At 72.1% G+C, this 24,862-nt stretch carries 22 protein-coding genes; 5 read left to right on the forward strand and 17 right to left on the reverse strand.

Annotation, left to right across the window (positions count from 1 at the left end; all coding sequences use genetic code 11):
* The first annotated feature begins 1 nt into the window (after position 1).
* Together ACH01S_RS31420 and ACH01S_RS31425 are read left to right on the forward strand one after the other, a co-directional pair.
* Positions 2-916, forward strand: a complete 915-nt coding sequence (locus ACH01S_RS31420) for a glycosyltransferase (RefSeq protein WP_255220359.1) — start codon at positions 2-4, stop codon at positions 914-916.
* A gap of 36 nt (positions 917-952) precedes the next feature.
* Complete coding sequence (locus ACH01S_RS31425) at positions 953-4,063, forward strand: sialidase family protein (protein ID WP_067899975.1); 3,111 nt, start codon at positions 953-955, stop codon at positions 4,061-4,063.
* Between the two features lie 10 nt (positions 4,064-4,073).
* On the opposite strand, the gene ACH01S_RS31430 is transcribed toward ACH01S_RS31425, so the two are convergent.
* Both ACH01S_RS31430 and ACH01S_RS31435 read right to left on the reverse strand, forming a co-directional pair.
* Positions 4,074-5,036: a glycosyltransferase gene (locus tag ACH01S_RS31430; RefSeq protein ID WP_083981357.1), complete on the reverse strand. Its 963-nt coding sequence runs from the start codon at positions 5,034-5,036 to the stop codon at positions 4,074-4,076.
* A 192-nt stretch (positions 5,037-5,228) separates the two neighbouring features.
* A complete protein-coding gene (locus tag ACH01S_RS31435; protein ID WP_157406336.1) occupies positions 5,229-6,671 on the reverse strand; it encodes an LCP family protein in 1,443 nt (480 codons plus the stop codon).
* 143 nt (positions 6,672-6,814) lie between these two features.
* Between ACH01S_RS31435 and ACH01S_RS31440 the strand changes: the two genes are divergently transcribed.
* Both ACH01S_RS31440 and ACH01S_RS31445 read left to right on the forward strand, forming a co-directional pair.
* Positions 6,815-7,756, forward strand: a complete 942-nt coding sequence (locus ACH01S_RS31440) for a DUF6177 family protein (RefSeq protein WP_222869227.1) — start codon at positions 6,815-6,817, stop codon at positions 7,754-7,756.
* Positions 7,757-7,871: 115 nt separating this feature from the next.
* Entirely contained in the window at positions 7,872-9,299 is a 1,428-nt protein-coding gene (locus tag ACH01S_RS31445) for a DUF1266 domain-containing protein (RefSeq protein WP_067899978.1), read from the forward strand.
* A gap of 15 nt (positions 9,300-9,314) precedes the next feature.
* Here ACH01S_RS31445 and ACH01S_RS31450 read toward each other — a convergent pair whose 3' ends face one another.
* The gene (locus ACH01S_RS31450; protein WP_174564929.1) at positions 9,315-9,782 is read right to left on the reverse strand and encodes a hypothetical protein; all 468 of its coding nucleotides are present in this window, start codon (positions 9,780-9,782) and stop codon (positions 9,315-9,317) included.
* A 247-nt stretch (positions 9,783-10,029) separates the two neighbouring features.
* Here ACH01S_RS31450 and ACH01S_RS31455 point away from each other — a divergent pair, with 247 nt between their 5' ends.
* Complete coding sequence (locus tag ACH01S_RS31455) at positions 10,030-10,836, forward strand: hypothetical protein (protein WP_067899979.1); 807 nt, start codon at positions 10,030-10,032, stop codon at positions 10,834-10,836.
* 89 nt (positions 10,837-10,925) lie between these two features.
* On the opposite strand, the gene ACH01S_RS31460 is transcribed toward ACH01S_RS31455, so the two are convergent.
* From ACH01S_RS31460 to eccD, 14 genes are all read right to left on the reverse strand, one after another.
* The gene (locus ACH01S_RS31460; protein WP_067899982.1) at positions 10,926-12,587 is read right to left on the reverse strand and encodes a MinD/ParA family ATP-binding protein; all 1,662 of its coding nucleotides are present in this window, start codon (positions 12,585-12,587) and stop codon (positions 10,926-10,928) included.
* Between the two features lie 242 nt (positions 12,588-12,829).
* On the reverse strand, positions 12,830-14,074 hold the full coding sequence (locus ACH01S_RS31465; RefSeq protein WP_067899985.1) for a S8 family serine peptidase: 1,245 nt from the start codon (positions 14,072-14,074) through the stop codon (positions 12,830-12,832).
* A 105-nt stretch (positions 14,075-14,179) separates the two neighbouring features.
* A complete protein-coding gene (locus ACH01S_RS43940) occupies positions 14,180-15,325 on the reverse strand; it encodes a WXG100 family type VII secretion target (RefSeq protein ID WP_148344782.1) in 1,146 nt (381 codons plus the stop codon).
* A gap of 2 nt (positions 15,326-15,327) precedes the next feature.
* Positions 15,328-15,708 carry a hypothetical protein gene (locus ACH01S_RS31480; RefSeq protein WP_067899993.1) on the reverse strand — a complete coding sequence of 127 codons (381 nt, stop codon included), beginning with the start codon at positions 15,706-15,708 and terminating at the stop codon, positions 15,328-15,330.
* A gap of 112 nt (positions 15,709-15,820) precedes the next feature.
* Positions 15,821-16,135 carry a WXG100 family type VII secretion target gene (locus tag ACH01S_RS31485; protein WP_083981362.1) on the reverse strand — a complete coding sequence of 105 codons (315 nt, stop codon included), beginning with the start codon at positions 16,133-16,135 and terminating at the stop codon, positions 15,821-15,823.
* A gap of 551 nt (positions 16,136-16,686) precedes the next feature.
* The gene (locus ACH01S_RS31490; protein WP_148344781.1) at positions 16,687-17,094 is read right to left on the reverse strand and encodes a hypothetical protein; all 408 of its coding nucleotides are present in this window, start codon (positions 17,092-17,094) and stop codon (positions 16,687-16,689) included.
* Between the two features lie 94 nt (positions 17,095-17,188).
* Positions 17,189-18,544: a S8 family serine peptidase gene (locus ACH01S_RS31495; RefSeq protein WP_067900004.1), complete on the reverse strand. Its 1,356-nt coding sequence runs from the start codon at positions 18,542-18,544 to the stop codon at positions 17,189-17,191.
* A gap of 106 nt (positions 18,545-18,650) precedes the next feature.
* Positions 18,651-19,793 (reverse strand): WXG100 family type VII secretion target, encoded by a 1,143-nt coding sequence (locus ACH01S_RS43945; RefSeq protein ID WP_157406337.1) that lies wholly within the window; start codon positions 19,791-19,793, stop codon positions 18,651-18,653.
* Positions 19,794-19,890: 97 nt separating this feature from the next.
* Entirely contained in the window at positions 19,891-20,265 is a 375-nt protein-coding gene (locus ACH01S_RS31505) for a hypothetical protein (RefSeq protein ID WP_067900009.1), read from the reverse strand.
* 134 nt (positions 20,266-20,399) lie between these two features.
* Positions 20,400-20,690 carry a WXG100 family type VII secretion target gene (locus ACH01S_RS31510; protein ID WP_067900012.1) on the reverse strand — a complete coding sequence of 97 codons (291 nt, stop codon included), beginning with the start codon at positions 20,688-20,690 and terminating at the stop codon, positions 20,400-20,402.
* A 37-nt stretch (positions 20,691-20,727) separates the two neighbouring features.
* The gene (locus tag ACH01S_RS31515) at positions 20,728-21,042 is read right to left on the reverse strand and encodes a WXG100 family type VII secretion target (protein WP_083981362.1); all 315 of its coding nucleotides are present in this window, start codon (positions 21,040-21,042) and stop codon (positions 20,728-20,730) included.
* 235 nt (positions 21,043-21,277) lie between these two features.
* Positions 21,278-21,568 (reverse strand): WXG100 family type VII secretion target, encoded by a 291-nt coding sequence (locus ACH01S_RS31520; protein WP_067900015.1) that lies wholly within the window; start codon positions 21,566-21,568, stop codon positions 21,278-21,280.
* An 83-nt stretch (positions 21,569-21,651) separates the two neighbouring features.
* Positions 21,652-23,091 (reverse strand): type VII secretion protein EccB, encoded by a 1,440-nt coding sequence (eccB, locus tag ACH01S_RS31525; RefSeq protein ID WP_067900018.1) that lies wholly within the window; start codon positions 23,089-23,091, stop codon positions 21,652-21,654.
* Between the two features lie 24 nt (positions 23,092-23,115).
* Positions 23,116-24,513, reverse strand: coding sequence for a type VII secretion integral membrane protein EccD (gene eccD, locus ACH01S_RS31530; protein WP_067900021.1), 1,398 nt, complete (start codon positions 24,511-24,513; stop codon positions 23,116-23,118).
* Positions 24,514-24,862 lie beyond the last annotated feature (349 nt).

The following is a 24,862-nucleotide window of genomic DNA, read 5'->3' on the forward strand; positions in this document are numbered from 1 at the left end:
GGTGTACGCCGTCGTGGTCACCCACAACCGGCGCGACCTGCTGACGGAGGCGCTGGACGCGCTGGGCCGCCAGACCCGTCCGCCGGACGGCGTCGTCGTGGTGGACAACGCGTCCGGCGACGGCACGGCGGCGCTCGTCCGCGACCGGTTCCCGGACGTCGACCTGGTCGAGCTGGCCGCGAACACCGGCGGCGCGGGAGGCTTCGCGGCCGGGATCGCCCGCGCGCTGGAGACCGGCCGCGCCGGGACGCTGCTCCTCTGGCTGATGGACGACGACACGATTCCCGAGCCGGGCGCGCTCGCCGCCCTGCTGGACGCGCGCGAGCGGGCGGCGCCGGAACCCGTCCTCGTCGCGAGCCGCGTCGTGTGGACGGACGGCCGCGACCACCCGATGAACACCCCGCGCGTCAAGCCGGGCGCCTCGCGCGCCGAGCTCGCCGCCGCGTCGGCGGCGGGCTGCCGCCCGATCCGGTCGGCGTCGTTCGTGTCCGTCCTCGTGGACGCGGCCGCGGTGCGCGAGCGCGGGCTGCCGGTCGCCGACTACTTCCTCTGGAACGACGACTTCGAGTTCACGACGCGGCTGCTGCGCGGGCGGTCCGGGCTGTACTGCCCGGCGAGCGTCGCCGTCCACAAGACGCGGACGTTCGGCGGCGCCGACGCCGACCCCGGCGACCGCTTCTACTACGAGGTGCGGAACAAGGTGTGGCTGTTCACGCGCAGCCGGGGACTCGCGCCCTGGGAGCGCGTCCTGTACGCGGGGTCGTCGGTGCGGCGGTGGGTGCGGACGTACGTCCGGTCGGCGGACCGGGCCGTCCTGCGCAGGGGCCTGCGGGCCGGTCTCGCGGACGGGCTGCGCCGCCGTCCCCGCCCGACGGCGGAGGTCATTTCGGCGGCCATGCGTCGATATGATCCCTGACGACCACGACCGCGGAGGGCCGACGGGGAGGCGGGTGTGACTCCGAAGGAGACGCCGGACGGCGAGCACCGGGACGACCTGCCCGGCCCGCCGCCGCGTCCGCAGTGGCTGGACGAGGACGACGAGCCCGCCGAGCCCGCCGAGCCCGCCGAGCCCGCCGCCGATCCGGCGCCGTCCGAGGAACCGGCGGAGGACGACGACGGCAGGACGCAGGTCGTGAAGCGGGCCGCGCGGCCGTCCGGCGGGCTGGCCGACTTCACCATGACCGACTTCTCCCGAGGCACGCCGTCCGCCGAGACCGAGACCGAGGACGAGGAGGAGGGCGCCGACCGCACCCGCGTGGAGCGTCCGGCGGCGCGTCCGGCGCAGCCCGAGCAGCAGCTCCCGCCGCTCCCGCCGTTCCCCTGGGCGCAGGAGGTCCCGGACCCGCCCGCCCCCTCGCCCCAGCCCCCGCCTCCGCAGCCTCCCGCTCCCCGGCCACCGGCCCCGGAGCCGTTCCCGTACGCGCAGGAGATCCCGGAAACCCCGAAGCCTCCGGCTGCCGAGCCCTTCCCCTACGCGCAAGAGATCCCGGAGACACCGAAGCCCCCGGCGGCCGAGCCCTTCCCCTACGCGCAGGAGATCCCCGACACCCCGAGGGCACCGGCTCCCGAGCCGTTCCCCTGGGCGCAGGAGATCCCCGGCCAGACACCGGCGCCGGCGGCGCCGCAGCCGTTCCCGTACGCGCAGGACGTCCCCGGCCGGGGCCCCGCCGCCTCCCCCGGCCCCGTGGCGCCGCATCCGGTCGCGCCCCCGCCGCAGGTCGACGAGCCCTGGCGGCAGGCGCCGAAGCCCAAGCGCAAGGGCGGGGGCGTCGCCAAGAAAGTTCTCCTCGGGACGGCCGGTGTCGTGGTCGTCGGCGGCCTGGTCGCGGGCGGCTTCGTGATCCTGAACGGCCGCGGCGGCGGCTCGGACGACGGCGGCGAGGACGGCGCGAGGCTCGCCGGGAAGCTGTTCGCCGCCGACCCCGCCGCCCGCGTCGACGGACGCGACCAGGAGCTCACCGGCGTCGCGGCGTCCGGCGCCACCGTGGTCGCGGTGGGCGGCGAGGCCGACCCGGGCAACTACCGGGGCGTGTTCGTCGTGTCCGGCGACGGCGGCCGCACGTTCAAGACCGCCGAAGTGCGGGGCGCGGACGGCGGCGAGCCCGGTCCCGGCGAGGTGCCGCGCGTGGTCGCGGGCGGCCAGGGCGGCTGGGTCGCGATCGGCACGCGTCCCGGCGGCGGCGCGGTGTGGACGAGCGCGGACGGCCGCGCCTGGCGCCGCCAGCCCGACGCGGCGGGCGACGTGTTCGGCCCCGGCAGCCGCGTCACCCAGGTCATCGGCACCGACAAGGGCTTCCTCGCGCTCGGCGAGCAGTCCCGCAAGGGCGACTTCAGCGACGCGACCCCGGCCGTGTGGCTGTCCGCGGACGGCCGCAACTGGGACGCGCTGACCGGCTCCCGGATCGGCGTCCCGCTGCGCGGCAAGGTCGTCCTGGAGGAGGCGGCGGCGAGCGGCGGCACGGTCCTGATGGAGAGCGCGCACACGCCGTCGCCGGGCAAGGCGTCGTTCCGCCGCGCGTGGCGGTCCACCGACGGCGGCCGGACGTGGACCCCCGCCAAGATCCCCGCGCCGAAGGGCACCCGCGGCCTGCGCATCGGCGGCGGCCGGACGGGCCTCGTCGCCGTCCGCGAGGTGCAGTCGGGCAAGTCGGTGTTCGGGCAGGTGTACACGTCCCCGGACGCGGCCCGGTGGAAGGCGGCCGGGAAGCTGGCGCCGTCCGGATACCGGCAGGTCAGGCAGCTGCTCTCGACGGACGCCGGGTACGCCGCCATCGTGGAGCGGGCGCGCGACGTCGCCGTGAGCCGGTCCGCGGACGGCGCGTCCTGGCAGGACGCCGGGACGCTCCCCGCCGCGTCCGGCCGCGCCCTGCTCGGCGCGTCCGCGACCGCCGAGCAGACGGTGCTGGTCGGCCGCGACCCGGGCGAGGGCGACCTGAACCCGCTGCTGGCGGTGCGGGACGCGCGCGGCGCCGAACTCCCGGTCGACCCGCTGAAGATCCCCGGCGCGTTCCGGCCCGACCAGGCGGTCGCCGCGGTCGCCGCCGCCGACGGCACGCCCGCGGTCGCGGTCGGCAGCACCGGCGGCGACGCCGCGATCTGGACGTCGGCCGACGGCGCGTCCTGGACCCGCGCCCGCTTCTCCGGCGGGGTGTCCCGGCCCGCGCTGCAGCGGCTGACGGCGGTGGCGCACGGCGCCGCGGGCTGGCTCGCGGTCGGCGACGGCGGCGGCGCCCCGCGCGGCCCGCTGGTGATGACGTCGGCGGACGGCGCGCTCTGGCGTCCCGCCGACACCGACCCCGTGTTCCAGCGGAAGGGCTCGCAGCCGCTCGCCACGCAGGGCGCGGCGGCCGGGCAGGCGGGGTACGTCGTCGTCGGGGACGACGGGCCGTCCGGCGCGATCTGGTTCTCCCCCGACCTGAAGACCTGGCAGCGGGGCCGCGGCGTCGGCCGCACCGACCTCACCGCCGAGAAGGGCGGGGGCCGCTGGGTCCGCGACGCCGCGGGCGGGACGTTCGGCTTCGCCGCGGTCGGCGGCATGCAGTGGCCCGGCAGGCCCGGCGGGCGCCCCGCGGTGTGGAGCTCGCCGGACGGCAAGAAGTGGCGGCTGCAGGAGTTGAAACTGCCCGCCGGGCTGTCGCAGGGCTGGCTCACGCACGTCGCGGCGAAGGGGAACGCGCTGTTCGCGGCGGGCGAGGCGCTCGGCTCGTCCGGGACGGCGATGCTCGGCTACTCCTCCGCCGACGGCGGCCGGACGTGGCGTCCGGCGACGCCGCCCGTGTCCGGCTCGAACGATCCGGTCAGGGTGACGGCCGTGACGGCGACGCCGGGCGGCTTCGTCGTCACCGGGACCGCCGGGCCCGCGGGCGCGGCCGACGTGGTCGCGTGGACGTCGGCGGACGGCGCGTCCTGGCGGGAGCAGGCGCCGGGCGACAGCGTCCTCGGCGCGGCCGGACGGCAGGAGATCACCGGGCTGGCCCCGTTCAAGGGCGCCCTGCTCGGCGTCGGCCGCACGGTCGCCCGCTCCGGCGAGCAGCCCGTCCTCTGGAAGCGCCCCGCGCCCTGACGGCTCAGTGCTAGTGCTCGGGGTGCGGCGGCGCAGGGTCCAGCCCGGGGGCGTCGTACCCCTCGGCCGCGCGGGCGCGCGGCACGAACCGGACGGGCTCCACGGCGCCGCGCGCGTCGTCCCGGTCGCGGGACCGGTTGCGCCGCGCGCCGTAGGAGGCGACCACCCGCCGGTAGAACGGCCTGCGGATCGCGGTCGGGACGAGCCGGTACCCGCCCCGCACCATCACGTTCCGCCAGTACTGCGGCTGGGAGATGAAGCCCTCCCGGAGCATCTGCCGCTGCAGCCGCAGCTCCGAGCGGAGCAGGTCGCGGCCGCCGCGCCGCTCGTAGGCGCCGTCCCCGACCCGGTAGAAGACGAGCGGCTCGGCGACGTTCACCGTCCGCGCGCCGTTGGCGATCATCCGGGCGAAGAGCCAGTAGTCCTCCATCAGCGGGAGGTCGCCGTAGCCGCCCGCCGCGACGACGGCGCTGCGCCGGTACACGACCGTCGGATGGTTGAACGGGTCGTGCAGCCGCGAGTAGCGGGCGATGTCGGCCGGGTCGCTCGGCGGGACGCGCCGCCCGACGATGTCGGTGATGTCCGCGCCGAACTCCAGCAGCCCCGCGCCCACGAGGTCGGCGCCCGCGCGCACCAGCGGCACCTGGACCTGGAAGCGGTGCGGCATGGCGACGTCGTCGGCGTCCATCCGGGCGACGATGTCGTGGCGGGCGGCGTGCAGGCCCGCGTCCAGCGCCGGGCCAAGGCCGCGGTTCTCGTCGAGCCGCACGAACGTCACCTCGACTGGGCTGCCCTCGACCAGCGCGCGCAGGCGGCCGGCGAGTTCGGCGGAGACCGGACCGTCCTGGACGAGGACGACCTGGTCGGGGCGGAGGGTCTGGTCGTGCACCGCACTGTGGAAGGCGTCCCGCACGTGTTCCTCGTGGTCACCGCCGTAGACGGTCATCAGGAGGCTGAAGGGTTCGGGCTTCATGCTTCCGTTCCGGGGGGAGCGTGGCACCCGGAGAGCCCGGTGCGGGGGGCGGCTCCTCGGGGCGGGGGTCGGGAGGATTTAGTTGTCGCGTCCTACGTGGGACGCGTCGGCGGCTTCGATGGTTGGCCGGGGTCAAGATACCGGTGTGCCGCGACAAAAGAGGCGTGACCGGCGTGCCCGGTCGGCGACGAGTCAGGATTGAGCGCAGATGTCGCGATCGGCCCGAACCTCGCCCGCGACCTTCGGGACGGCGGCGTTCTGCCCGCTCAGCATCGCCCCGTCCTTGCCGATGACCAGGTACACGTAGCCGGGCTTGGCGGCCGCCCAGGGACGCGGCGGATGCCCGGGCACCGCGAGCGACATCCGCGCGGCCTGCCGTTCCGCGCCCACCCCGTAGAGGATCTGCGTGCGCGGATACCGCTTCTTGCTGCTGCCGACCTTGACGATCTGGAAGCCGCGCTCGGCGAGCTGGTCCGCGGTCCGCTGCGCGAGGCCCGGCACCGCGGACGCGTTGAAGACCGCCGCCCTCACCTGGTTCGGCGGGACGGGACGCACCCCGTTCTGCGCCACGACCGGCGCCGGGGCGGCGGGCTCGGGCAGTCTGTTGTCCTCCCGGACGGCCCGGAACAGCGGCTCCGCCTGCGCCATGTCGAACTGGACGCGGTTCTTGTCCTGCGGGAACGGCTGCACCGGGACGGTCACGAACCGCACCTTCCCCGCGCTCATCCCGCGCAGGCCGGCCGCGAGCTTCTGCATGACCGAGAGCGTGAGCCGGTCGTCCGCCTTGATCGACTTCGTCGCGGCGGACAGGAAGCCGTAGGTGCGGCCGGGGTCGGTGAGCATGCCCTTGTCGGTCGCCTTCTGCACGACGGACGCCATGAACGCCTGCTGCCGCTTGATCCGGTCGAGGTCGGAGCCGTCGCCGAGGACGTACCGGGTGCGGACGTACCCGAGCGCCTGCTCGCCCCGGACGACCTGCCGTCCCGCCTTGAGGTGCAGTTCGGCCTTCGGGTCGTCGATGCGCCTCGGCACGCAGATCTCGACGCCGCCGAGGGCGTCCACGACGCGCTTGAACCCGGCGAAGTCCACCTCGACGTAGTGGTCGATGTGGATCTTGGTGAGGGACTCGATCGTCCGCCAGGTGCAGGCCGGGCCGCCGTTGGAGAACGCCGCGTTGATCATCCCGAACTGGGCCGGGATCTTCGCGCCGTTCTTCTTCTCGCACGGCGGCATCTGCACCATCGAGTCGCGCGGGAAGCTGATCCCGATCGCGCTCTCCCCGCCGGGCGAGATGTGCAGCAGGACCGTCGTGTCCGAGCGCTGCCCGGCCTCGACGCCGTAGCGGGCGTTCTCCCCCGCGCGGCTGTCGGACCCCATCATCAGGATGTTCAGCGAGTTGTTGAGCTTCGCCGGCCGGTTCTCGCCGAGCCGGTCGTCGACGTGCTCGCGGTCGATCTGGCCGTCCAGCCTGCGCCAGAACCCGTAGGCGGTGAGGCTCGCGCCGACCAGCACCACCGACATCGCGACCGACAGCCAGCCGAGCACGCGCCACAGCCGCCCCCGCGCCGGCGGCCCCGGCTGCGGCGGGGCGGCGTCCGCGTAGTACACGCGGGAGGGCACGGCGGCTCGCGGCATCCGCACCATTTCAGCACAGATTGGACAATGGCCACCTCGGTCGCGGCAAGTCGTCCGGCCCCGGACGGGTGCGCCGGGAGGGGCGCCGGAGGCCCGTGGTGCGCCCCTCCCCGCCCGGCCGCGGTCGCTAGACTCCTCCGAAGATGAGCACCGTAGACGCGCTGACCGACCAGGCCATGGTCGTCCTCCAGGACCGGCCCCTCGTGCCGCTGAGCGCCTGGCTGAACAGGGCGCTAGCCGACTGCGCCGGCAGCGGGCGCACCCTCCAGCTCGTCACGCCCCTCGACTCGCGGCTGTCGCTCCCGCTGCGGACGGCCGCGTCCGGGCAGGACGTGCAGTGGGTCGTCCGCGACGGCGACGGCTACTACGAGGGCCTCACCGGGCGCCCGCTCAAGTGGAACGGCGGGACGTTCGTCCCCGTCCCGGAGGCGCGCGACTACGCGCCCGGGTTCACCACCCGCCCGACCGCGCCGATCGGCGCGCAGCTCACCCTCGTCTACCGCACCCGGCACGGCGCCGAGGGCGACATCGGCGGGCCCGTCGAGCGCCTCCTCCAGCTCCTCACCGGCAAGCAGCCGGGCGCGCTCGGGCCGACCGAGCCGCTGGAGCACCCCTGGCGCCGCGACCGGTTCACCGAGTACGCGCGCGGGCGGGCCACCGCGCGGCTCCTCGTCGGCGGCGACGGGCCGCGCCCCGCGCAGGCCATCTGCGACTTCACCACGGCCGACGGCGGCGGCGTCGCCGAGGTCAGCACCGTCACCGTCGGCTACATGCCGGCGGACCCGCCGCCGCTCCAGCACCTCCCGACGCTGGTCGGCGCGCTCGCCGCCGACCAGCCGGTCGCGTCGCTGTTCGTCCAGGTCACCCCCGGCCGGGCCGACCTCACCACCGAGCCGCGCTGGACGGGCGCGCCCGCCCCCGTCGCGCTCGCCGTCGCGGGCACCGTCGCCGGGCCGACCGGCATCCCCGGCCAGCAGGTCGGACCGCCGCGCGCGCCGCTCACCTTCTTCCCGCTCGGGGACGGCCGCTCCCAGGACGGCTGGCAGCGGCACAGCCTCCTCATGCAGCACCTCCAGTCGGGCTGACCGTCCCGCGCGCGGTGTGAGAGGTGCGGTGAAGCGGTCATCGCGGTGGCCGTCCCGACAAACGCCTGCACAGTGCGGATGATCTACCCGTAAGGGATGATGTACGGTCCTGCCCATGGGAGAGGCCGGTCAGCTCGACGCGCTTGAGCGGGCCGTCGAGGGGACCCTCGCCGAGGGGTCGTTCGAGTTCGACGGCGAGGAGGCGGTGCTCCGCATCGATGGGTCGTTCGTCGTCACGACGGGCTGGTTCCTGTCCCTCGGCGTGGGCGGCGTCGCGTCGCTGCTCGGCGGGGCCGTCATGTCGCTCACCGGGCTGCAGGACGAGGCCCGCTGGGTGCTCGGCCCGGGCGCGGCCCTGATCGCCGTCTCCCTCGGCTACTTCGTGCTCCTGCGCTTCACCCCGCTGCACGGCCTGTGGCCCGACCTCGAACTGCGGTTCGCCGAACGGACGCTCGTGCACCGGCGGACCCGCATCCCGTTCCGCGACCTGCGCCCCGAACACCTCGTGTGGAAGAACGGGCGCTTCTTCCGGCGGCTGTACGTCCGGCATCCGTCGCTGCGCAAGCAGCTCGCCGGGTTCTTCGACAGCGAGCGGCGGCAGGCCGCCGAGTTCCAGCGGCGGCTCTGGGAGCTGATCTCCGCGCCGGACCTGCCCGGCGTCCTCGCCCACGGCGGCGGCCTCACCCCCGTGCAGCGCTGGATCGTCGCGGCGGGCGCGCCCTACGCCGCGATCAACGGGTTCCGGATCGACCGGCTCGGCGCCGCGCCCGGCGCGGACGCCGCCACCGCCGACCGCCGCGCCGCGCAGGAACTCCTCCACGACCCGTGGGGCGCCTACGACCTCGAACAGCTCCTCGGCGCGGTCAACTGGCTCGTCCAGGACGGGCACCGCGCCGACTTCGCCCACGACGCGCACCTCGCCGCGCGTCCGCCCGCCGCGCAGGAGGAGTACGGGACGCTGCTCCGCGAGGTCGACGGCCTTATCGCGGGCGACCGGCTCGAACCGCCGTTCGTGGAACGGCTCATCGAACTGGTCCGCGTCCGGTACGGGGACGAGGGCGGGTCGTACGCCCGGCTCGTCCCGAAGCTGCTGCGCGACGAGCCCGGCGCCGACGCCAGCGAGGAGGGCGCGGAGCTCGCGCAGTTCCTCCACCAGCTCTTCAACGACCGCAACCACGCCGCCGAGGAGCTGCACCGCCTGAAGGCCCTCGCCGACCCGGAGCTGCGCGCCAACGTCGGACGGTTCCTCATCTGGGACTACGGCCGCGCGCTGATGCTCTACCGCTGGGGCTACATGGTCGGCTGGCTGACGGAGGAATACTGCTGGGAGCGCATGCTGCCGCTGGCCCTCGACATCCAGCGGCGCTACAAGTCCTGGCAGGACATGGCGACCTGCTACCTCCAGGGACGCCGGCTCTGGTCGGGCGGCGGCGGGAAGACGCAGGGCGAGTACGAACACCTCATCCACGAACTGTCGACCGAGCCGCACAGCCCGTGGAACCTCGTCCCGTGGGAACTCGACCTCACCCGCGACTGGACGTGAGCTCGGGGCCTTCGGCTAGCCGCCGATGACCCCGCCCTGGTAGGCGGCGCCGTCCTGGCCGGGCGCCTGCGCGGCGGACCCGCCGCCGCCCTGCCCGGACGCCTTCCAGCTCCGCGCCGGGGCCTCGCTCGCGCCGTCCGGGTAGACCGTTCCCCCGGCCCAGTGGACGAGGGAGTCGGCGAACCGGCGCGCCACCCGCACCGCGTCCGGCATGTCGCCGACGGCGCGGACGTCCACCCACCAGACGGGGACCGCCACCCGGTCGGCGAAGTCGGCGCCGAGCAGCCGCCGGATCTCGCTCCGCGCGGACACCTGCACCGCGTCCTCGATGGAGACGAGCAGCCGGCCCTCGGCGTCGTAGAGCAGGGTCGGGTCCGGCTCCCCGCCGCGCAGCTCCAGCGGCTCGCCGAGGGCGATCAGACCGTCCGCCACGGCGTGCACGTCCGGACGGCGGCGCACCAGCGCCACCAGGTCACTGCTCATCGGGTCACCCCATCGGGCGGACTGAGCGGGCCGTCGCCGCGCGCCGCGGCCGGCCGCCGGCTTGAGTCGGACACCTGCCTCCCCTCTCCAGCGCAACCCTATGAGACATCCGGACGCCCCGCCGCCCCCGCCGGGCACGTACATCCGGAGTCATACCTACCATCCCTCGTGAAATTGGGAACTTCCGCCCGCTAATCTGGTGCGATCCGCGAACCGTCCCCCGCATGGACACAAGCACGGAGCGCTCATGAGTTCCCCCCAATGGCCCGGCCAGCCCCCGGGCGGCCCGTTTCCGCCGCCCCCGCCGCCGGGCCCGCCGCTGCCGCCCGGCGGCCCCGGCTTCCCGCCTCCGCACCGAGGAGGCGGCGGCGGCGCGCTCGTCCCGCTGCTGATCATCGGTGTGGTGGTGGTACTCGCGTTCATCGGCATCGGCGCGTTCGTCATCCTCAACACCGGTGACCACGACTCCCACCGGACGTCCGCGTACCCGAGCTACACGCCGTACAGCCCGTCCTACACTCCCTACTCACCCGAGTCGACGCCGTCGTCCTCGCCGTCCAGCGGGACGTCGTCCGACCCGGCCTCCATCCTGGGCCCGACCATCCGGACGGCGAAGGGCAACACCTTCACCCGCGCGGGCACGCGCACCGCGTCCTGCACCAGCCGCGCCAACGCCAAACTGCAGACCGCCCTGCGCGTGAACCCGTGCGTCGGCGAGATGTACTCGGCGGTGTACGCGAACCCGACCAAGAACATCATCACGTCGGTGTCGATCGCGAAGTTCGCCAGCCCGTCGGCGGCGAGCAGCGTCAGCAACGTCACGAACACCGAGGGGTGGCCGCTGCTGCTCACCCCGTCCGACGCGAGCGGGCTGCCGCAGCCGCGCCCCGACCCCGCCTACTGGACGCGGTCCTGGTCGCAGGGCTCGTCCGTCGTCTACGCCCAGTCGTACTGGTCGAACGGCGGTCCGACCGGCGGCCGCACCGGCAGCGTCTTCGCCACGGCGGGCGAACTCGGCGTCGAGATCACCAACACTCTGATCTGGTCGAACTGACCCGCTGACCCTCTACCGGCCGGAGCGCCCGCGTCCCAACGCCCGCGCTCCGGCCGTCCCTTTCCCCCGCCTCCGCTCCGCCGCTCCGCTCAGCGGGCGCCGGGGGCGACGTCGCCGAGCGAACGCGCGAACGCCTCGTAGGCGATACGGCTGACGGCCGCGTGGGTGGCCTCGCCCAGCCGGGAGAAGTCGACGGCCGCGCCGGTCGCGATCTGCCGGTCGTAGGGGACGTGCACGACCGGCGTCCCCCACGCGGTCAGCATCTGCGCGGCCCGGGCGAGGTCGGCGCCGACCTGGGGGGCGTGCGAGACCATCGCGATGACCGTCCGCGCCAGCAGGCCGCGCTGCGCGCCCTGCGAGAACCACTCCAGGGCCCCGCGCGCGCTCAGCGCACCGTCGACCGTCCCGGGGGTGACCAGCACGACGCTGTGCGACTGGCCGAGGAGCGAGCGGTGTAGATCTGTGAGGATGCCCGCGCTGCAGTCCGTGATGGCGGCCGAGATGTACCGGCTCACCGTGGTGAACGCCGCCTGGTACGTGTCGAAGGTGAACTCACCGGTGATCCGGCCGCCGCGGGTCGCGGCGAGGACCCACAGCCCCTCCCTGGTCTGCTTCAGGTACTGCGCGGCCTCCTCGAACGTCCGCGGCTGCTGCGCGGCGAGGTCGAACAGCGACAGCTCGGACCGGACGCCGAGCCGCAGCGGCAGCGACCCGAGCTCCGCGTCGGCGTCGATGGCGAGGACCCGGTCGGGACGGTGCCGGGCCAGCTCCGTCGCCAGCAGCGCGGCCATCGTCGTCTTCCCGGCGCCGCCGCGGACGCTGACCACCGTGATCTGCCGGAACCCGCCGACCGGACGGCGCAGGTACTCCGCGATCTCGGCCTGCGTCCTGATCTGCCCGGACGCGCCGACCGCCTTGCGGACACCGCGTCCCATCCGGCGCACGAACGCGTCGCCGTGCTGGTTCTTCCGAACGAACTCGTCCGCCGTGGGCACCGCGCCATGCTGGTGTTGCTGCTGCGGCGGTGCGGGCGGCGGGACCGGCTGCCCAGGCGTCTGGACGGGCGGCGGCGCGGGATGCCCGCCGGACGCGTCACGCTCCTGCTCCTCGGCTCCGGGAGCCTGCGGGAGCCCGGGGGCCTGCGGTGCGCCGCCCCCGACCGGGGTGATCGCCGCCTCCCAACTGAACTCCTCGTTGACCAGCGGGACCTCGGGCTCGGCGGCCTGCTGCTGCGGCTGCTGCGCCACGGGCTCGGCGGCCTGCTGCTCCAACGGCGGCCGCTCCGGCGTCGCGGGCGGTGCGGGCTCGGGCGGGCTCGGCTGCGGCGCGTCCGGAAACGGGTCGTACGACGCCGGCTGAGCGGCCTCCGCAGGCGCCTGCTGCGGCGGATCAGGAAACGGGTCATAGGACGCCGGCTGAGCGGCCTCCGCAGGCGCCTGCTGCGGCGGATCAGGAAACGGTTCGTACGGCTGCGGCGGCCCCGGTGGCTCCGCCTGCTCGACCTGCTCGGCCTGCGCCGCCTGCGCGGTCGGCTGCGGCGCCACGGGCGCGGCCGGAGGCGCCGCGAGAGGCTCCGGATCCCGCGCACCGGCGGGGGCCGCCGAGGGCTCCTGCCGGGCACTCCGCTGAGCCGCCTCCGCCCCCCATCCGGCGTCCGCCGGACGGGCCGCCGCCGACCCGAACGTCGCGAAGCCGCGCTGGGACGCGCCGAGTTCGCGCAACACGCCAAGCTGCCAACCCGAGTCCGGCACCCGCCCTCCTCTCGTCCCGGTGCCAGCCTAGGGGCTCCGGGGCCCCGACCGAACGCCCGCTCCAGCCCCTGAGACCCCCGCCTGAGCGGTGACGGGGATCTCAGGGAGACCTCAGGAACTCCCACCCGGTTTGTTCGAGTCAGGCATGTCATAGCCCAGCCAGCGCACACGCGCAACGACCTCGCCCGCCACCTCCGTCTAGCCGGAGCCCAACACCCAGCCACGGCCACTCAAAGAAGGAACTACTGCGGAGGCCGGGAACCCCCCGACCCGTCCGGCGGCACAAAAGGCGGCCCACCCTGCTGAGGCCCGCCAGCAGACGCCACCCGCCCGGCCCGCCTCCTCCCCCGCACCACCACGAAGACGACGAACCCCACCCCGAGCATCCCGGCCACAACAACCCCGCCAATGAGCACCCACGTATTCCGCGCCGCCTGATCGTCGCTGTCGTCCGCTCTCTTCCCGGACCACTTGCCTGGAGTCACCGCGGCTGGCAGCCCGTTCGTCTTCACCCATTCGTCGTAGGCGGCGAAGACCGGATTGGGCGCGGACTTGGGAACGTCGGCGGTCAGCGCGGCACGCGGAATGACGACCCCGTAGCCGGTCCTGTCGTCCTTGCCGGGAGGGCCCGCGTCCTCGGTCGTATTGATGATGCGCTGGACCACTTCGCGAGCCGACATCCGCGGGAACCTCGACCGGATGAGGGCGGCGACCGCGGAGGTCAACGCCGTCGCCTGGCTCGTCCCGACGCGGTTCGTGGCCACCCGACCATCGGCGTTGAGCGTGTTGACGGCGTAGCCGGGCGCCGCCACCGCTACATAGGGCTGGCGCTCGCTGCCCGCCCACGGAGTTCTCTGGAGGTTGACCGCCCCGACCGCAAGGGCGCCCGCGCAGTTCGCGGGCTCCATCGACTCATTGTCCCCGGCACCGTTGTTACCGGCGCCCGCGACGACGACGACATCCCGCTGCAGCGCGTAGGAAATCGCCTGCTGGACTTCCGGACGGCATCCCCGAACAGCGGCGAACGCCTGGGAAATACTGATCACTTCGGCACCGTGATCAGCGGCGTAGCGGATCGCCTTGTCCCACACGGTGAGGTTCGATTTCACCGACATGATCTTCGCATCGGGAGCGACGCCCACGTATCCGGTGCCGGTTCCCTGCGCGGCGATCAGACCGGCCATCCCCGTGCCGTGCGAGGCGTCCACATCCGATGTGGGTCCGATCTGGCCATCGCCGCTGCCCGTCAACGCGTCGGTTCCGGGGACCACGACTCCCTGGAGATCAAGAATCCGTCCATTAACCCCATTGTCGACTAAGGCGACGGTGACCCCTTTCCCCGTACTTACCGACCAGACTTTCTTCTCCACCGCCCAAGCCGAAAACCACCACTGGTCTTCGCGCCCTCTGGGAGCCGCGCCGACTGGCATCGCCGTGGTCAGAACCAGGGCCGAACTGGCGGTCATCGCGGCAAACAGTCGCGCCATCCGTCGCATATCGAAACCTCACTACAGAGGAAGAAGGCGTGAACGTCACGATGAAATCGATTCGCTCACGCCGACTCCTACATCGTCTCGTGACCGAACTCGGCGTCAGCCAATCACGGGCGGTGTGGTGTCGCCATCGTTTCCGCCCCACACGTCTTCGTCTTCGGTGAGCCAGGTGGTGCGCTCGTGTTCGTCCTCGCCATTTCCGCCGCCGCCACGGCCACCGCCCATGGGAGCGCCCATGCCACCACGTCCCGACAAACCGGCCTTGCCGAGACCTCGACCGCCGCCGACACCGCCCCGGCCCGCGCTGGTGGAACCGGAACCGAGCAGACCGCCGGGAACGCCACCGGCCATCCCACCGGCACCGCCGCCGGGAATGCCACCGCCGCCAGGAAGCCCGCCTCCGGGCAGGCCGCCCTTGCCGAACGGGTCGACGCCACCGCCGCCGGGAAGTCCGGCGAGGTCACTGCCGCCGCCACCGCCGATTCCACTGGGAAGGCCACCACCGCCTGGGATGCCGCCCGGCATGCCGCCGCCTCCACCAGCGGGGATGCCTCCAGGACCACCGCCCGGGACCCCTCCCCCACCGCCGGGGAGGCCACCACCGGGGACGCCGTCTCCAGGGGGAGTGTTCGGTGGAAGCCCACCTGAGACCTGGGACTGCGGAAGCTCGACATCGAGTTGCGTCGGCATGGCGGCATTGGCCTCGCGGGCATGGTCACTCAGGCGCTGGACGTATTCGACGGCGGCCTTGGACTCCGTGTGTTTGATCAGCCCTAAGGCTTCGCCTTTGCTCAGCCCAATCAAGCCACCAACCGGGCCGCCCAGGAGAGTACCTCCGGTGACGATCCCCGCCTGATCCCAGGTGAGTCCCTTGAAGAAACCTTCCTTGGGAAGATGCTCCTTGTACCAGTCCAACTTCTCGCCGTGCTCGGTCAGGACCCAGGCCGTCCTACCGGAGACCTGGTAGATGTTCTCGGCGCTCCGCTGCAGCTTCCGCATCTGCGTGATGGTGGCGTCCGCGTCGTCGCCGTTCCAGACGGCGGCCAATGCGGACGACTGGGTACGGAGGGCGCCCGCAATGCTCTCGAACCTGTTGGAGACGTTCCTGAACACGCGTCCGGCCTTGATCACTCTCTCGGGGTTGATGCCCGCGAAGAGTTGATGCATGGCGTCCATGTCGCCGGACCATTGCTGGCCGTTATCCGTGTTGGAGCGGATGGGCACCTGGAACCGTTCGTCGCCCATGCTCAGTTCCCGCCCCATTCCGGTGCGTCTCGCCGCCCCAGTTTCGCGCCACCACTCGAAATCGTCCCGTAGATGGCGGTGCTGTTCGTCTGTTCCTTCTCGTCATGGTTCGCGACCATGCGCTCTAGAGCTGCGATCAGCTTGTCGTAGCTGCTGAGGAAGGCCTGGTACTGACCCGAGATCTGTGTGTACGCCGCACTGGTGGACGCGCCCAAGACCTGACCGGCCGGATACATTCCGAGGTCGTGCATGGTGATGTTGCCGTTCTGCTGGAGGTCGAAAGTGCTTCCATCACCGCTTTCGAATTTCTCGCGCTCGACCTTCAAGGCCCGGATGATCTTCCTGACCTCGTCGCGGTCGATCTCGCTCTTCTGATGACCCATGGGAGCCTCCGGCGGGCCGGGAGTCGCCCGCTACCCCGTCTCGGTCAGCCGATGCCGACGTTGGTCTTGACCGCGCCCCGCCCCGTGTGACTGGACGACCGGATCACCTGACTCAGCCGTTCAGCAGTCCGGCGACCCGATTGACCGCCTCGGTCTGCTGCTGCTCACTGCCCTCGTAATTGATCTTCACCTGCACCAGCTTCTCGTGCAGGTTGTTCAGCACGTCCAGGACCTTGCCCAGCTCACCGTTGAACTCGTTGTACACCTTGGTGAACGCGCTCCCCGCCTCACCGATCCACCGCCCGGAGAGGGCCGCCTGCTCGTGACCGAGATCAGCCTGGATCTTACGGAGGTCCTGCGCGGCCTCTTCGACCCGCTGGGCCGCCTGGGCCATTTCCCCTCTGTCGACCGAAGACTTCTGGCTCATCAGTCACCCTTCCCCGGCTTCTCGCTCGACGCGGTAACCCTGCCCAACACGACCGAAATGGTCGACTTGAGTATCACCGTCAAGCTCGGCGCACATCCTCGTAAAGCGAGGTTACATGCCAGGATTGCCCGCTGCCGGAAATCTGACCTTACGGAAGGCCACATTGATCGAATGGTGACCACCGAAGTCAGTGAGTCTTCGCCACGCGATCAATCCCCGCAATCTCTGGAAAATTCCCCTTTCATCACTAATTGCGAGGCGCAGGCGTCCCTCGGTCGTGGAGGAATACGGAAATTTCCAGAGAAAGCGCTTCGAGCAGGAAGGACGGGCGAAGGGGACGTGCATGGGATCGTGGCACGGGCTCTACGGGGCCTCGGAGGCGCGCCCGGAGCGGCCAACGGGATACGGCGGGGAGCGGCGTCTCGGATCGGGGTGGGCCGGGGTGACTCGGTTTCGCTGGGGGGTTCGCGCGCCTTGCCGAGCTTCTACGGCTCTGGTCGGCGGGCGAGTTTCGGAGTCACCCCGGCCAGGTCTTCTGGAGGGTTCGCGCGTCAGCCGCCGGACGGCTGCGACTGCGCGGCGCACTCCGCGGAGTCCTTGTTGACCTGCGCGTCGCTCTTCCCGTTCTTGTCGGTCGGGACGACGACGGGCGACGTCGGCTCGGGCATGCCGTAGCCCTTCTTCCGCATGCACGCCACCACCTTGCCGAGCGCCTCGCGCTGCGCCGGGGTGAGCTCCGAGCCGCCGCCCCCGCCGTTCGTGCCGCCGCCCTTGGTGCTGCCGCCGGTGCTTCCTCCACCGCCGTTGCCCGTGATGGTGCCGCCACCGTTGCCGGTGATGGTGCCGCCGCCCGACGGCGACACCTTCCCGCCGGCGTCGTCCTTCGAGTCGCCCCCGCAGGCGCTCATGCCCAGCGTCAGCGCGGCCGCGACGACCGGGACCACCAGCAGTCTCTTCATGATCACTCTTCCGTTCGGGTTGATTGCACACCAATGAGGACGGCCGTCCGCGCGCACGGAGGTGGGCGCGCGGGCGGCCGCTTGGGGATGAAGGTCAGTTCGGAGGTCGCGATCCTCCCGGGCCCTGCGGCGGCAGGTAAGGACGCCCGCCCTGGCCACCCGGCGGCGGACCACCCCATCCGGACGGTCCGCCCTGCGGCGGCACCGGCTGCCCGCCCTGCGGCGGCGCGGCCTGGCCGCCCCAGCCCGGCGGCGGACCGGACGCTCCCCCGCCCGGCCCCATCGGCGGCGGGCTCTTCTTCCCGCGCCGGACGAGGAGCAGGAGCACACCCCCGCCGATGACGACGACCACGGCGACGATCCCCAGCAGGATGTAGAGGTTGCGATCCGCCTGGTCGGCCTTCTTCGTCGCCTCCGACTTCGGCACCTTGGTCTTCGTGGGCGCCTTGGAGGTCGCCTCCGGGTGGGATGCCAGCCAGCGGTCATACCCGGCGAAGACCGGGTTCGGCGCGTTCTTCGGCACGTTCGCCGTCAGAGCGGCGGCCGGAATGATGACGCCGTACCCGGTCATGTTGTCCTTACCGGGAGGACCCGCGTCCTTGGTCGTGTTGATGAGCCGCTGGACGACCTCACGCGCCGGCATCTCCGGGTACTTCGACCGGATCAGCGCCGCCACCGCCGAGGTCAGCGCCGAGGCCTGGCTCGTCCCCGCCACGTGGTCGGTGACCTGGCCGTTGGCGAGCACGGTGTTGACCAGGAAGCCCGGCGCCGCGACCGTGACATACGGCTGCCGCTCGGTCGCGTTCCAGGCCGCCTTCTTGTTGTCCACGGCGCCGACGGCGAGCACGCCCGCACAGTTCGCGGGCTCCATCGACGGGTTTGCTCCGTCGCCGCTGTTACCGGCGCCCGCCACGACCACGATGTCCTTTTGCAAGGCGTAGGAAATGGCCTGCTGGACCTCGGGACGGCAGCCACCCTGCGCGGCGAAGGCCTGCGAGATGTTGATGACCTTGGCGCCGTGATCAGCGGCGAAGCGGATCGCCTTGTCCCAGACGCTCAGGTTGGAGTTCAACGACATGATCTTGGCTTCGGGGGCGACGCCGACATACCCCGTGCCCGTGCCCTGGCTCGCGATGAGCGCCGCCATCGCGGTGCCGTGCGAGTCGTCGAGATCCGAGGACGGTCCGACCTGCCCGTCCCCACTACCCGAAATCGCGTCCCAGCCGGGAACCAGGACGCCTTGCATATCTGGAATTCGGCCGTTGACGCCGGTATCGACGACCGCGACGGTGACGCCCGCCCCCTTGGTAGTGGGCCAGACCTTCTGCTGGATTTCCCAAGCCGAGAACCACCACTGATCCGAGCGCGGGGCCGGTGCCGCTCCGGCGGGAGCCGCGGTGGTGAGGACCAGAGCGGATGTCGCTCCGATCGCGGCGAGCCATCGTGTCATCCGTCGCACAACGAAACCTCACTGCACGGAACACGGCGTGAGCGGCCCGACTTCGCCGATCCGCTCACGCCGTCTCCTGCTGCGTCCTCTGGTGACTGAGCCTTGCTCAGCCAATCACGGGAGGAGCGGTGTCACCATCGTTTCCGCCCCAGACGTCCTCGTCCTCCATGAGCCAGGTGGTGCGCTCGTGCTCGTCCTCGCCCTTGCCGCCGCCGCCGCGTCCGGCCATCGGGCCGCCCATGCCGCCGCGACCGGCGGCTCCGGCCTTGCCGAGGCCGCGGCCCGCGCCGAGAGCGCCCTTGCCCGCGCCGAGTCCGGCGCCGGGCATGCCTCCGGCCAGACCACCGGCACCGGCGCCGCCGCCGGGGATGCTGCCGCCGCCACCGCCGCCGGGAAGCCCGCCTCCGGGCAGGCCGCCCTTGCCGAACGGGTCGACGCCGCCGCCGCCACCGCCGGGCGGGAGACCGGCGAGGTCGCTGCCGCCGCCGGGGCCGCCGGGGATGCTGCCCCCGCCGCCACCGCCGGGAAGGTGGCCGCCACCGCCGCCGGGGATGTTGCCCCCGCCGGGGATGTTGCCGCCGTGACCGCCGCCGGGGAGGCTGCCGCCGCCACCGCCGGGCATGCTGCCGCCGCCGCCCGGGATGCTGCCGCCGCCACCGCCGCCGCCCGGGTCGCTGATCTTGCCGCCGCCCGGAAGCTCGTTCCCGATCCTGCGCTCGACGTTGGTCGGCATGGGCAGGTCGGTGGAGATGCGTTCCGGCATGTTGCCGTTGGCCTGGACGGTCCGTTCGCCGAGGCGCTTCATGTGCTCCTTGGCGGCCTTCTCCTCGGCGTTGTCGATGATGCCGAGGGCCTCGCCGATCTTCTTGCCGCCGAGGGCGAGCATGCCGCCGCCCGGGCCGCCGACCATGGTGCCCGCCGCGACGACGCCCGCGTCGTCCCAGGAGAGGTTGCCGACGAACCCCTTGCCGGGACGGTGCGTCTTGTACCAGTCGAGCTTCTGCCCGTGGTCCGTCAGGGCCGCGCCGGTGGTGTGGGAGACCTGCTGCATGCCCGTCGCGCTGTCCACCAGGCGCTGCATCTGCTTGAGGGTCTCGTCGGCGTCGTCGCCCTTCCAGACGCCGGCGAGCGCGCTTTTCTGCGCGCGAAGGATGCCTGCCGCCTCCTGGAACTTCTGTGCGGCGGCCGTGTAATATCCGCCGGCGTCGCTGACCCGCTGCGGATTGGTGGCATCCAGGATCTTGTTCATGTCGTCGATGCCGCCGTCCCAGTCTGTGGGACTGTTCTGATGTGAGCGAATCGGCTCGTCGTGCTTGCCCATGAGTATTGATCCCGCCTAGTCGCGCCTAGTACGCGCTCGTGTTCTTGGTGGTGGGTGTGGCAGCACCACCGCTCGTCATCGCCCGGTTGGCGGCGGCCGTGTTCTGCTGTTCCTTCTCGTCGTGGTTGCCCACCATGCGATCAAGAGCGTCGATCACACCCTTGTAGCTCTGGAGGAACTGGTCGTACTGGGTCTTGATCTGCGTATAGGCGGCCGTGGTGGAGGCGGCCAGGCCCTGCACCGCGGGATACTGCCCCAGGTCGGCGTTCGTGATGTTGCCGTGCACCGAGATGTCGTTGCGCGTGCCCTTGCCCTTGTCGAAGTCCTCGTAGTTCGCTCTGAGCTTTTTGAGGATCTTCTTGACCTCTTCGGTGTCGATCTCGCTCTTCTGATCACCCATGTGAGCCTCCGGCGGGCCGGGAGTCGCCCGCTACCCCGTATTGACTTCTCTCGTAGAAGTTTCGCGCCTGACCGCCGCCACGGCCGGCCGCCTCGGTGTCGGGCGGCCGGCCGGGGAGCCTGTGGTCTGTGTGGTCAGCCGCTGATGATGCCGACGTTGGTCTTGACCGTGCCCTGCCCCGTGTGGCTGGACGACTGGATGACCTGACCCAGCTGCTGCACGATCCGCGCGATGTCGGCCGCCGAGGCCTCCCACTGACGCTTGGCGTCGAAGTAGGCGTCGCGCGCACCGTCCTCCCACTGACCCAGCTTGGCCTCGACGCTGCTGGCCAGATCGTCCAGCTCCGAGTTCATCTGGTTGAACTTCTGCTGGAACTGCGCGTACGCCTGCTCCATCGCGCCGAAGTCCATCGAGCTGTAGCCCATTGTTCCTCCGTGTCCTCGTGAGTACTGAGAAGACCGATCAGCCGTTCAGCAGTCCGGCGACCCGATTGACCGCCTCGGTCTGCTGCTGCTCACTGCCCTCGTAATTGATCTTCACCTGCACCAGCTTCTCGTGCAGGTTGTTCAGCACGTCCAGGACCTTGCCCAGCTCACCGTTGAACTCGTTGTACACCTTGGTGAACGCGCTCCCCGCCTCACCGATCCACCGCCCGGAGAGGGCCGCCTGCTCGTGACCGAGATCAGCCTGGATCTTACGGAGGTCCTGCGCGGCCTCTTCGACCCGCTGGGCCGCCTGGGCCATTTCCCCTCTGTCGACCGAAGACTTCTGGCTCATCAGTCATCCTTCCCGACTTGGTACCACTCGTGTTCGACGCGGCGCGAGCCCCCGTTGGTTCACTGCCGACCCGGTCGACCTTGAACACCATCGTCAGGCACAACGCACATCCTCGTAAAGCACGTTACGGATGCAGTACGGCAGATGATCGCCGATTCAGCTTACGGAAGACCACATGACACGAAAAGGGGTCGTCGTCAAACGGCGGGGGGCGCGGACGGACGACCCGGCGGTGTCAGGCCCACATCTGGGTGTTGGTCCCCTCGGCGGACTTGTAGTTGTGGTGGGCCGCGCCCACCGACTCCCCGAACTCCTTCACCGTGTCGGCCTGCTCACGCGCGACCTTGTCCCACTTCCCCTTGGCCTCGAAGTAGGCGTCGCGCGCGTCGTCCTCCCAGCGGCCGAGCTGGCTCTGCAGATCGGCTTCCAGCGCGTCCAGCAACTGGACCATTTCCTGATGCTTGGACTGGAACATCGCCTGGGCGTGCTGCATCGTGGCGTACTCGGTGCTGAACGCTTGACTCACGGCAACCCTCCGTCATGAACCGCAACGCCGGGCGATCGTATCAAGATTCGCCGGTTCGTTGGGAAACTCGCCATTTTTTCTGATCATGCGCCGGTACTGCCCGGTTGAATGGGTTCAAGTGCCTTCTGCGGGTCGAGCGCCGGTCCCTGCGGAACGAGATTGAGCAGGTTCGCGGGCACCGGGACGGCGTCGTTCTTCTCCGCGGAGATGCTGTATCCAAGGGCCTTCGCGGTCTCCGGAGACTTGAGCGAGTAGCGCTTCCCGTCGTCGGCCACGAGCGCGTAGGTGTTGATCGCCTCAATCGATCCGGAGGCGGGCAGCACACCCGCGAGGACGGCGCTCCCCGGCGGCAGCACCACGTTGTCGACGCCGGTCCCGGTCGCCTGCGTGGGCATGGGCAGGTCCGCGCCGCCGCCGATGGTGAGCTTGGCCGCCGTGGAGCTCTTCTTGGTGTCGGGGTAGACGACGCAGAGGGAGTCCTTCGCGTCGTAGGGGCGCACCTTGATGGCCGTCTGCGGGAGCCGCTCGTCCAGGACGGGCTGCGCCGACCGGTGGTTCGTCACGGCCGCGCCGTCGAGCGGGGTGTCCTTCGGCTGGGTGTAGGCGGCCGAGTTCTGGATGAGCGCCGCCTGCAGCGGGCTGATCGGCGCGTAGCCGTCCGCCATCAGGACGTACGGCTGGTCGCCCGATCCGACGCCCTTCACCCGGAAGACCTGCCCGATCACGCCCGCGGCCCCGGCGAACTGCGGTTTGCCGCCCGCGCCCGGAATGCGCGGCGGGGCGAAGTCGGGGCCGGGCGGCAGCGCGTTGACGAACCCGGGCGACACCGCGGCGGGCGCCGACGCGCTGAGGACGGTGAGCCCGGCAGGGGACAGCAGCATCCGCTGGTTCTTCCAGATCAGCCAGTTGTTGTTCGCGCCCGTGCTGACGACGACGCCGGTCGCCGGGTCGAGCGGCTCGCCGCCGACGTCGCGCCCGCCGACGAGCGAGACCACCGACTGCCCGGGGCCGCCGCCCGCGTTCTGCCGCACGCACACCGACCACGGCCCGCCGACCAGCCGCTTCGCCGCGGGCACCGAGTCGGGCGCGCCGGGGATGCCGATCATCGGGCCGCGGGTGAACTTCGACAGCGACTTCGCCGACACCGACTTCTGCTCGGCCGGTCCGCCGCCGCCCCCGTTCGCGAGGGACGCGGCGAGCTTCGCGGACGCGTAGTTCGCGACCGGGCACAGCACGTCCTTCTGCGCGCCGCGCGGCTTGCACCACACGAACGCGGCGCCGGTCTCCTTCTCGATGAGGACGACGCCGGGCTTGTCCAGCCCGTCGCTGCCGCCGCCGATCAGCAGCCCGACGATGCCGAACCCCGCGGCGACGAGGATGCCGACCATGATGCCCGCGAACGTGCCGACGTTCATCTTGCGCAGCGGCTGCTCGGGGTAGTCGGGTTCGGCGAGGATCAGCGCCTGCGAGGCGCGGTGGGTCATCAGGCGGTGCGCCTGGAGCAGATCCCTTTTGGTCTGCATCGAGCCTCCTCCTCGTCAGCCTCGTCAGCCCACCACGGAGCGGACGTACTCGAAGACCCCCGCGACGCCGAGCGCCAGCGGGACGAGCGCGACCACCAGGATGATCTCCAGGATGTCCCCGGCGCGTCCCCAGAACGGTGTCAGCCGGTTACCGGGCAGCCACATTCCGACTCCGGTCGCGATACCGGAGACGATCAGCGTGGGCAGCAGGACGCCGACCAGCAGCAGCATCTGCGAGTCGGTGTCGAGGGCGGTGGCGAGGGCGAGCGCGCCGAGCCCGGCGACGCCCGGGATGAGGAGCCAGAGCTTCTGCGCCCTCCCCCGCAGGATCCGCGCCCGCAGCAGGAGGGTGAAGGAGAGGACGACGCACATCGTCGGGCTCACCCAGCCGCCGTCCAGGGACAGCGGGACGACGGCCCCGAGCGCGGTCAGCCCGATCGCCGACACCCCGCCGGTCACGAACCGGTCGGCGACGGCCGTCCGGTCGAGGAGGGCCTTGCCGTCCACCATCAGGGTGTCGCGGCGCAGGTCCTCGGCGCTGCCCGGGACGGGCGGCAACTGCACCCGCGCCATCTTGAACGCGACGCCGGGGAGCAGCGGCGTCAGCGCGAGCGCGACGGTGACGGTGATGGCGGCGATGCCCGCGGCGTCCATGTCGAAGCCGAGCGCGATGGCGCAGTTCGCCGTCCCGAGGAGGGCGGCGACGGCGGCGCCGTAGAAGACGGGGAGGCCGTCCGCGATGGCGAACCCGGCGATCGTCGCGGCCAGCACCACCGCGCCGAAGCCGGCCGCGAGGTGGAGCGATCCGATGTCGCCGAGCTTGTCGTCGCCGGCCGGGCCGAGCACTCCGGCGAGGAACGCGTACGGGAGGGCGGCGTAGCCGAGCGCGGCGCCCGCGCCCGCGTCGCCGAGCGCGCGCGACAGCGCGATCGCGGCGATCAGCAGCAGCAGCGCCACGCCGCCCGCCGCCCCGGCCGGGGCGTACCAGGACGGCCCCGCGAGCAGCAGCGTCAGCGACCCGACGACCAGCCCGGCGACGCCCCAGCCGAGGGCGAACCTGCGGGTGGAGTCGTTGCGCCAGCGGCCGGGACGGTCCTTGACGGCGGTCGCGACGACGTCCGGGACGTCGTCGAAGACGAGGTCCGGGATCTGCGCCATCCGGGGACGCAGATAGATGAGGTCGCCGTCGCGCAGCCCGGCCTGCGCCGGCGTGCTGGACGGGTCGAACGGCGCCTCGTCGAGCTTCTGCAGCACCCACCCGCCGTGTGCCAGCCCGGCGTCGGCGAGGTTCTGGCCGGCGTAGCGCAGCATCGTGGGGTAGAGCTCGGCGAAGGTCGCGTCGGAGGGCAGTGCGATGTCGACCCGCCGGCTCGGTCCGACGACCGTGATCCGGCAGAGGTCAGCTCCAGGGAGCGCACTCACGACTTCTTCCTCGCAAATCTTCCGGTGCGGACGGGGGGCGGGGCATCAGCATGCTGCCATGCGCGGTGCCTCGGCTGCGGGGCCTCGGTGTGACGTGAACCGGGCCAACCATAATGTCTGGATGCGTCCGGCGTGTACCCGTCCCGTGACCGGCGGGCCCCGCACGGCTCGCACGCCGGAACCGATGGCCCTACGATTCGTACCGATCGAGTAACGGCACGACGACGCGACACGGTATGCAGCAGGATGCCGGCAGGCCGACGGCGCACCCCGCCCGCTGCATCGAACGCTCCTGATCCCGGCCTGCCCGCGGCCACGCGGCGTGGGCGACCGCGGATGAAGTGTTCCC

This window comes from Actinomadura chibensis NBRC 106107 (genome assembly GCF_001552135.1).
GTDB lineage: Bacteria > Actinomycetota > Actinomycetes > Streptosporangiales > Streptosporangiaceae > Spirillospora > Spirillospora chibensis.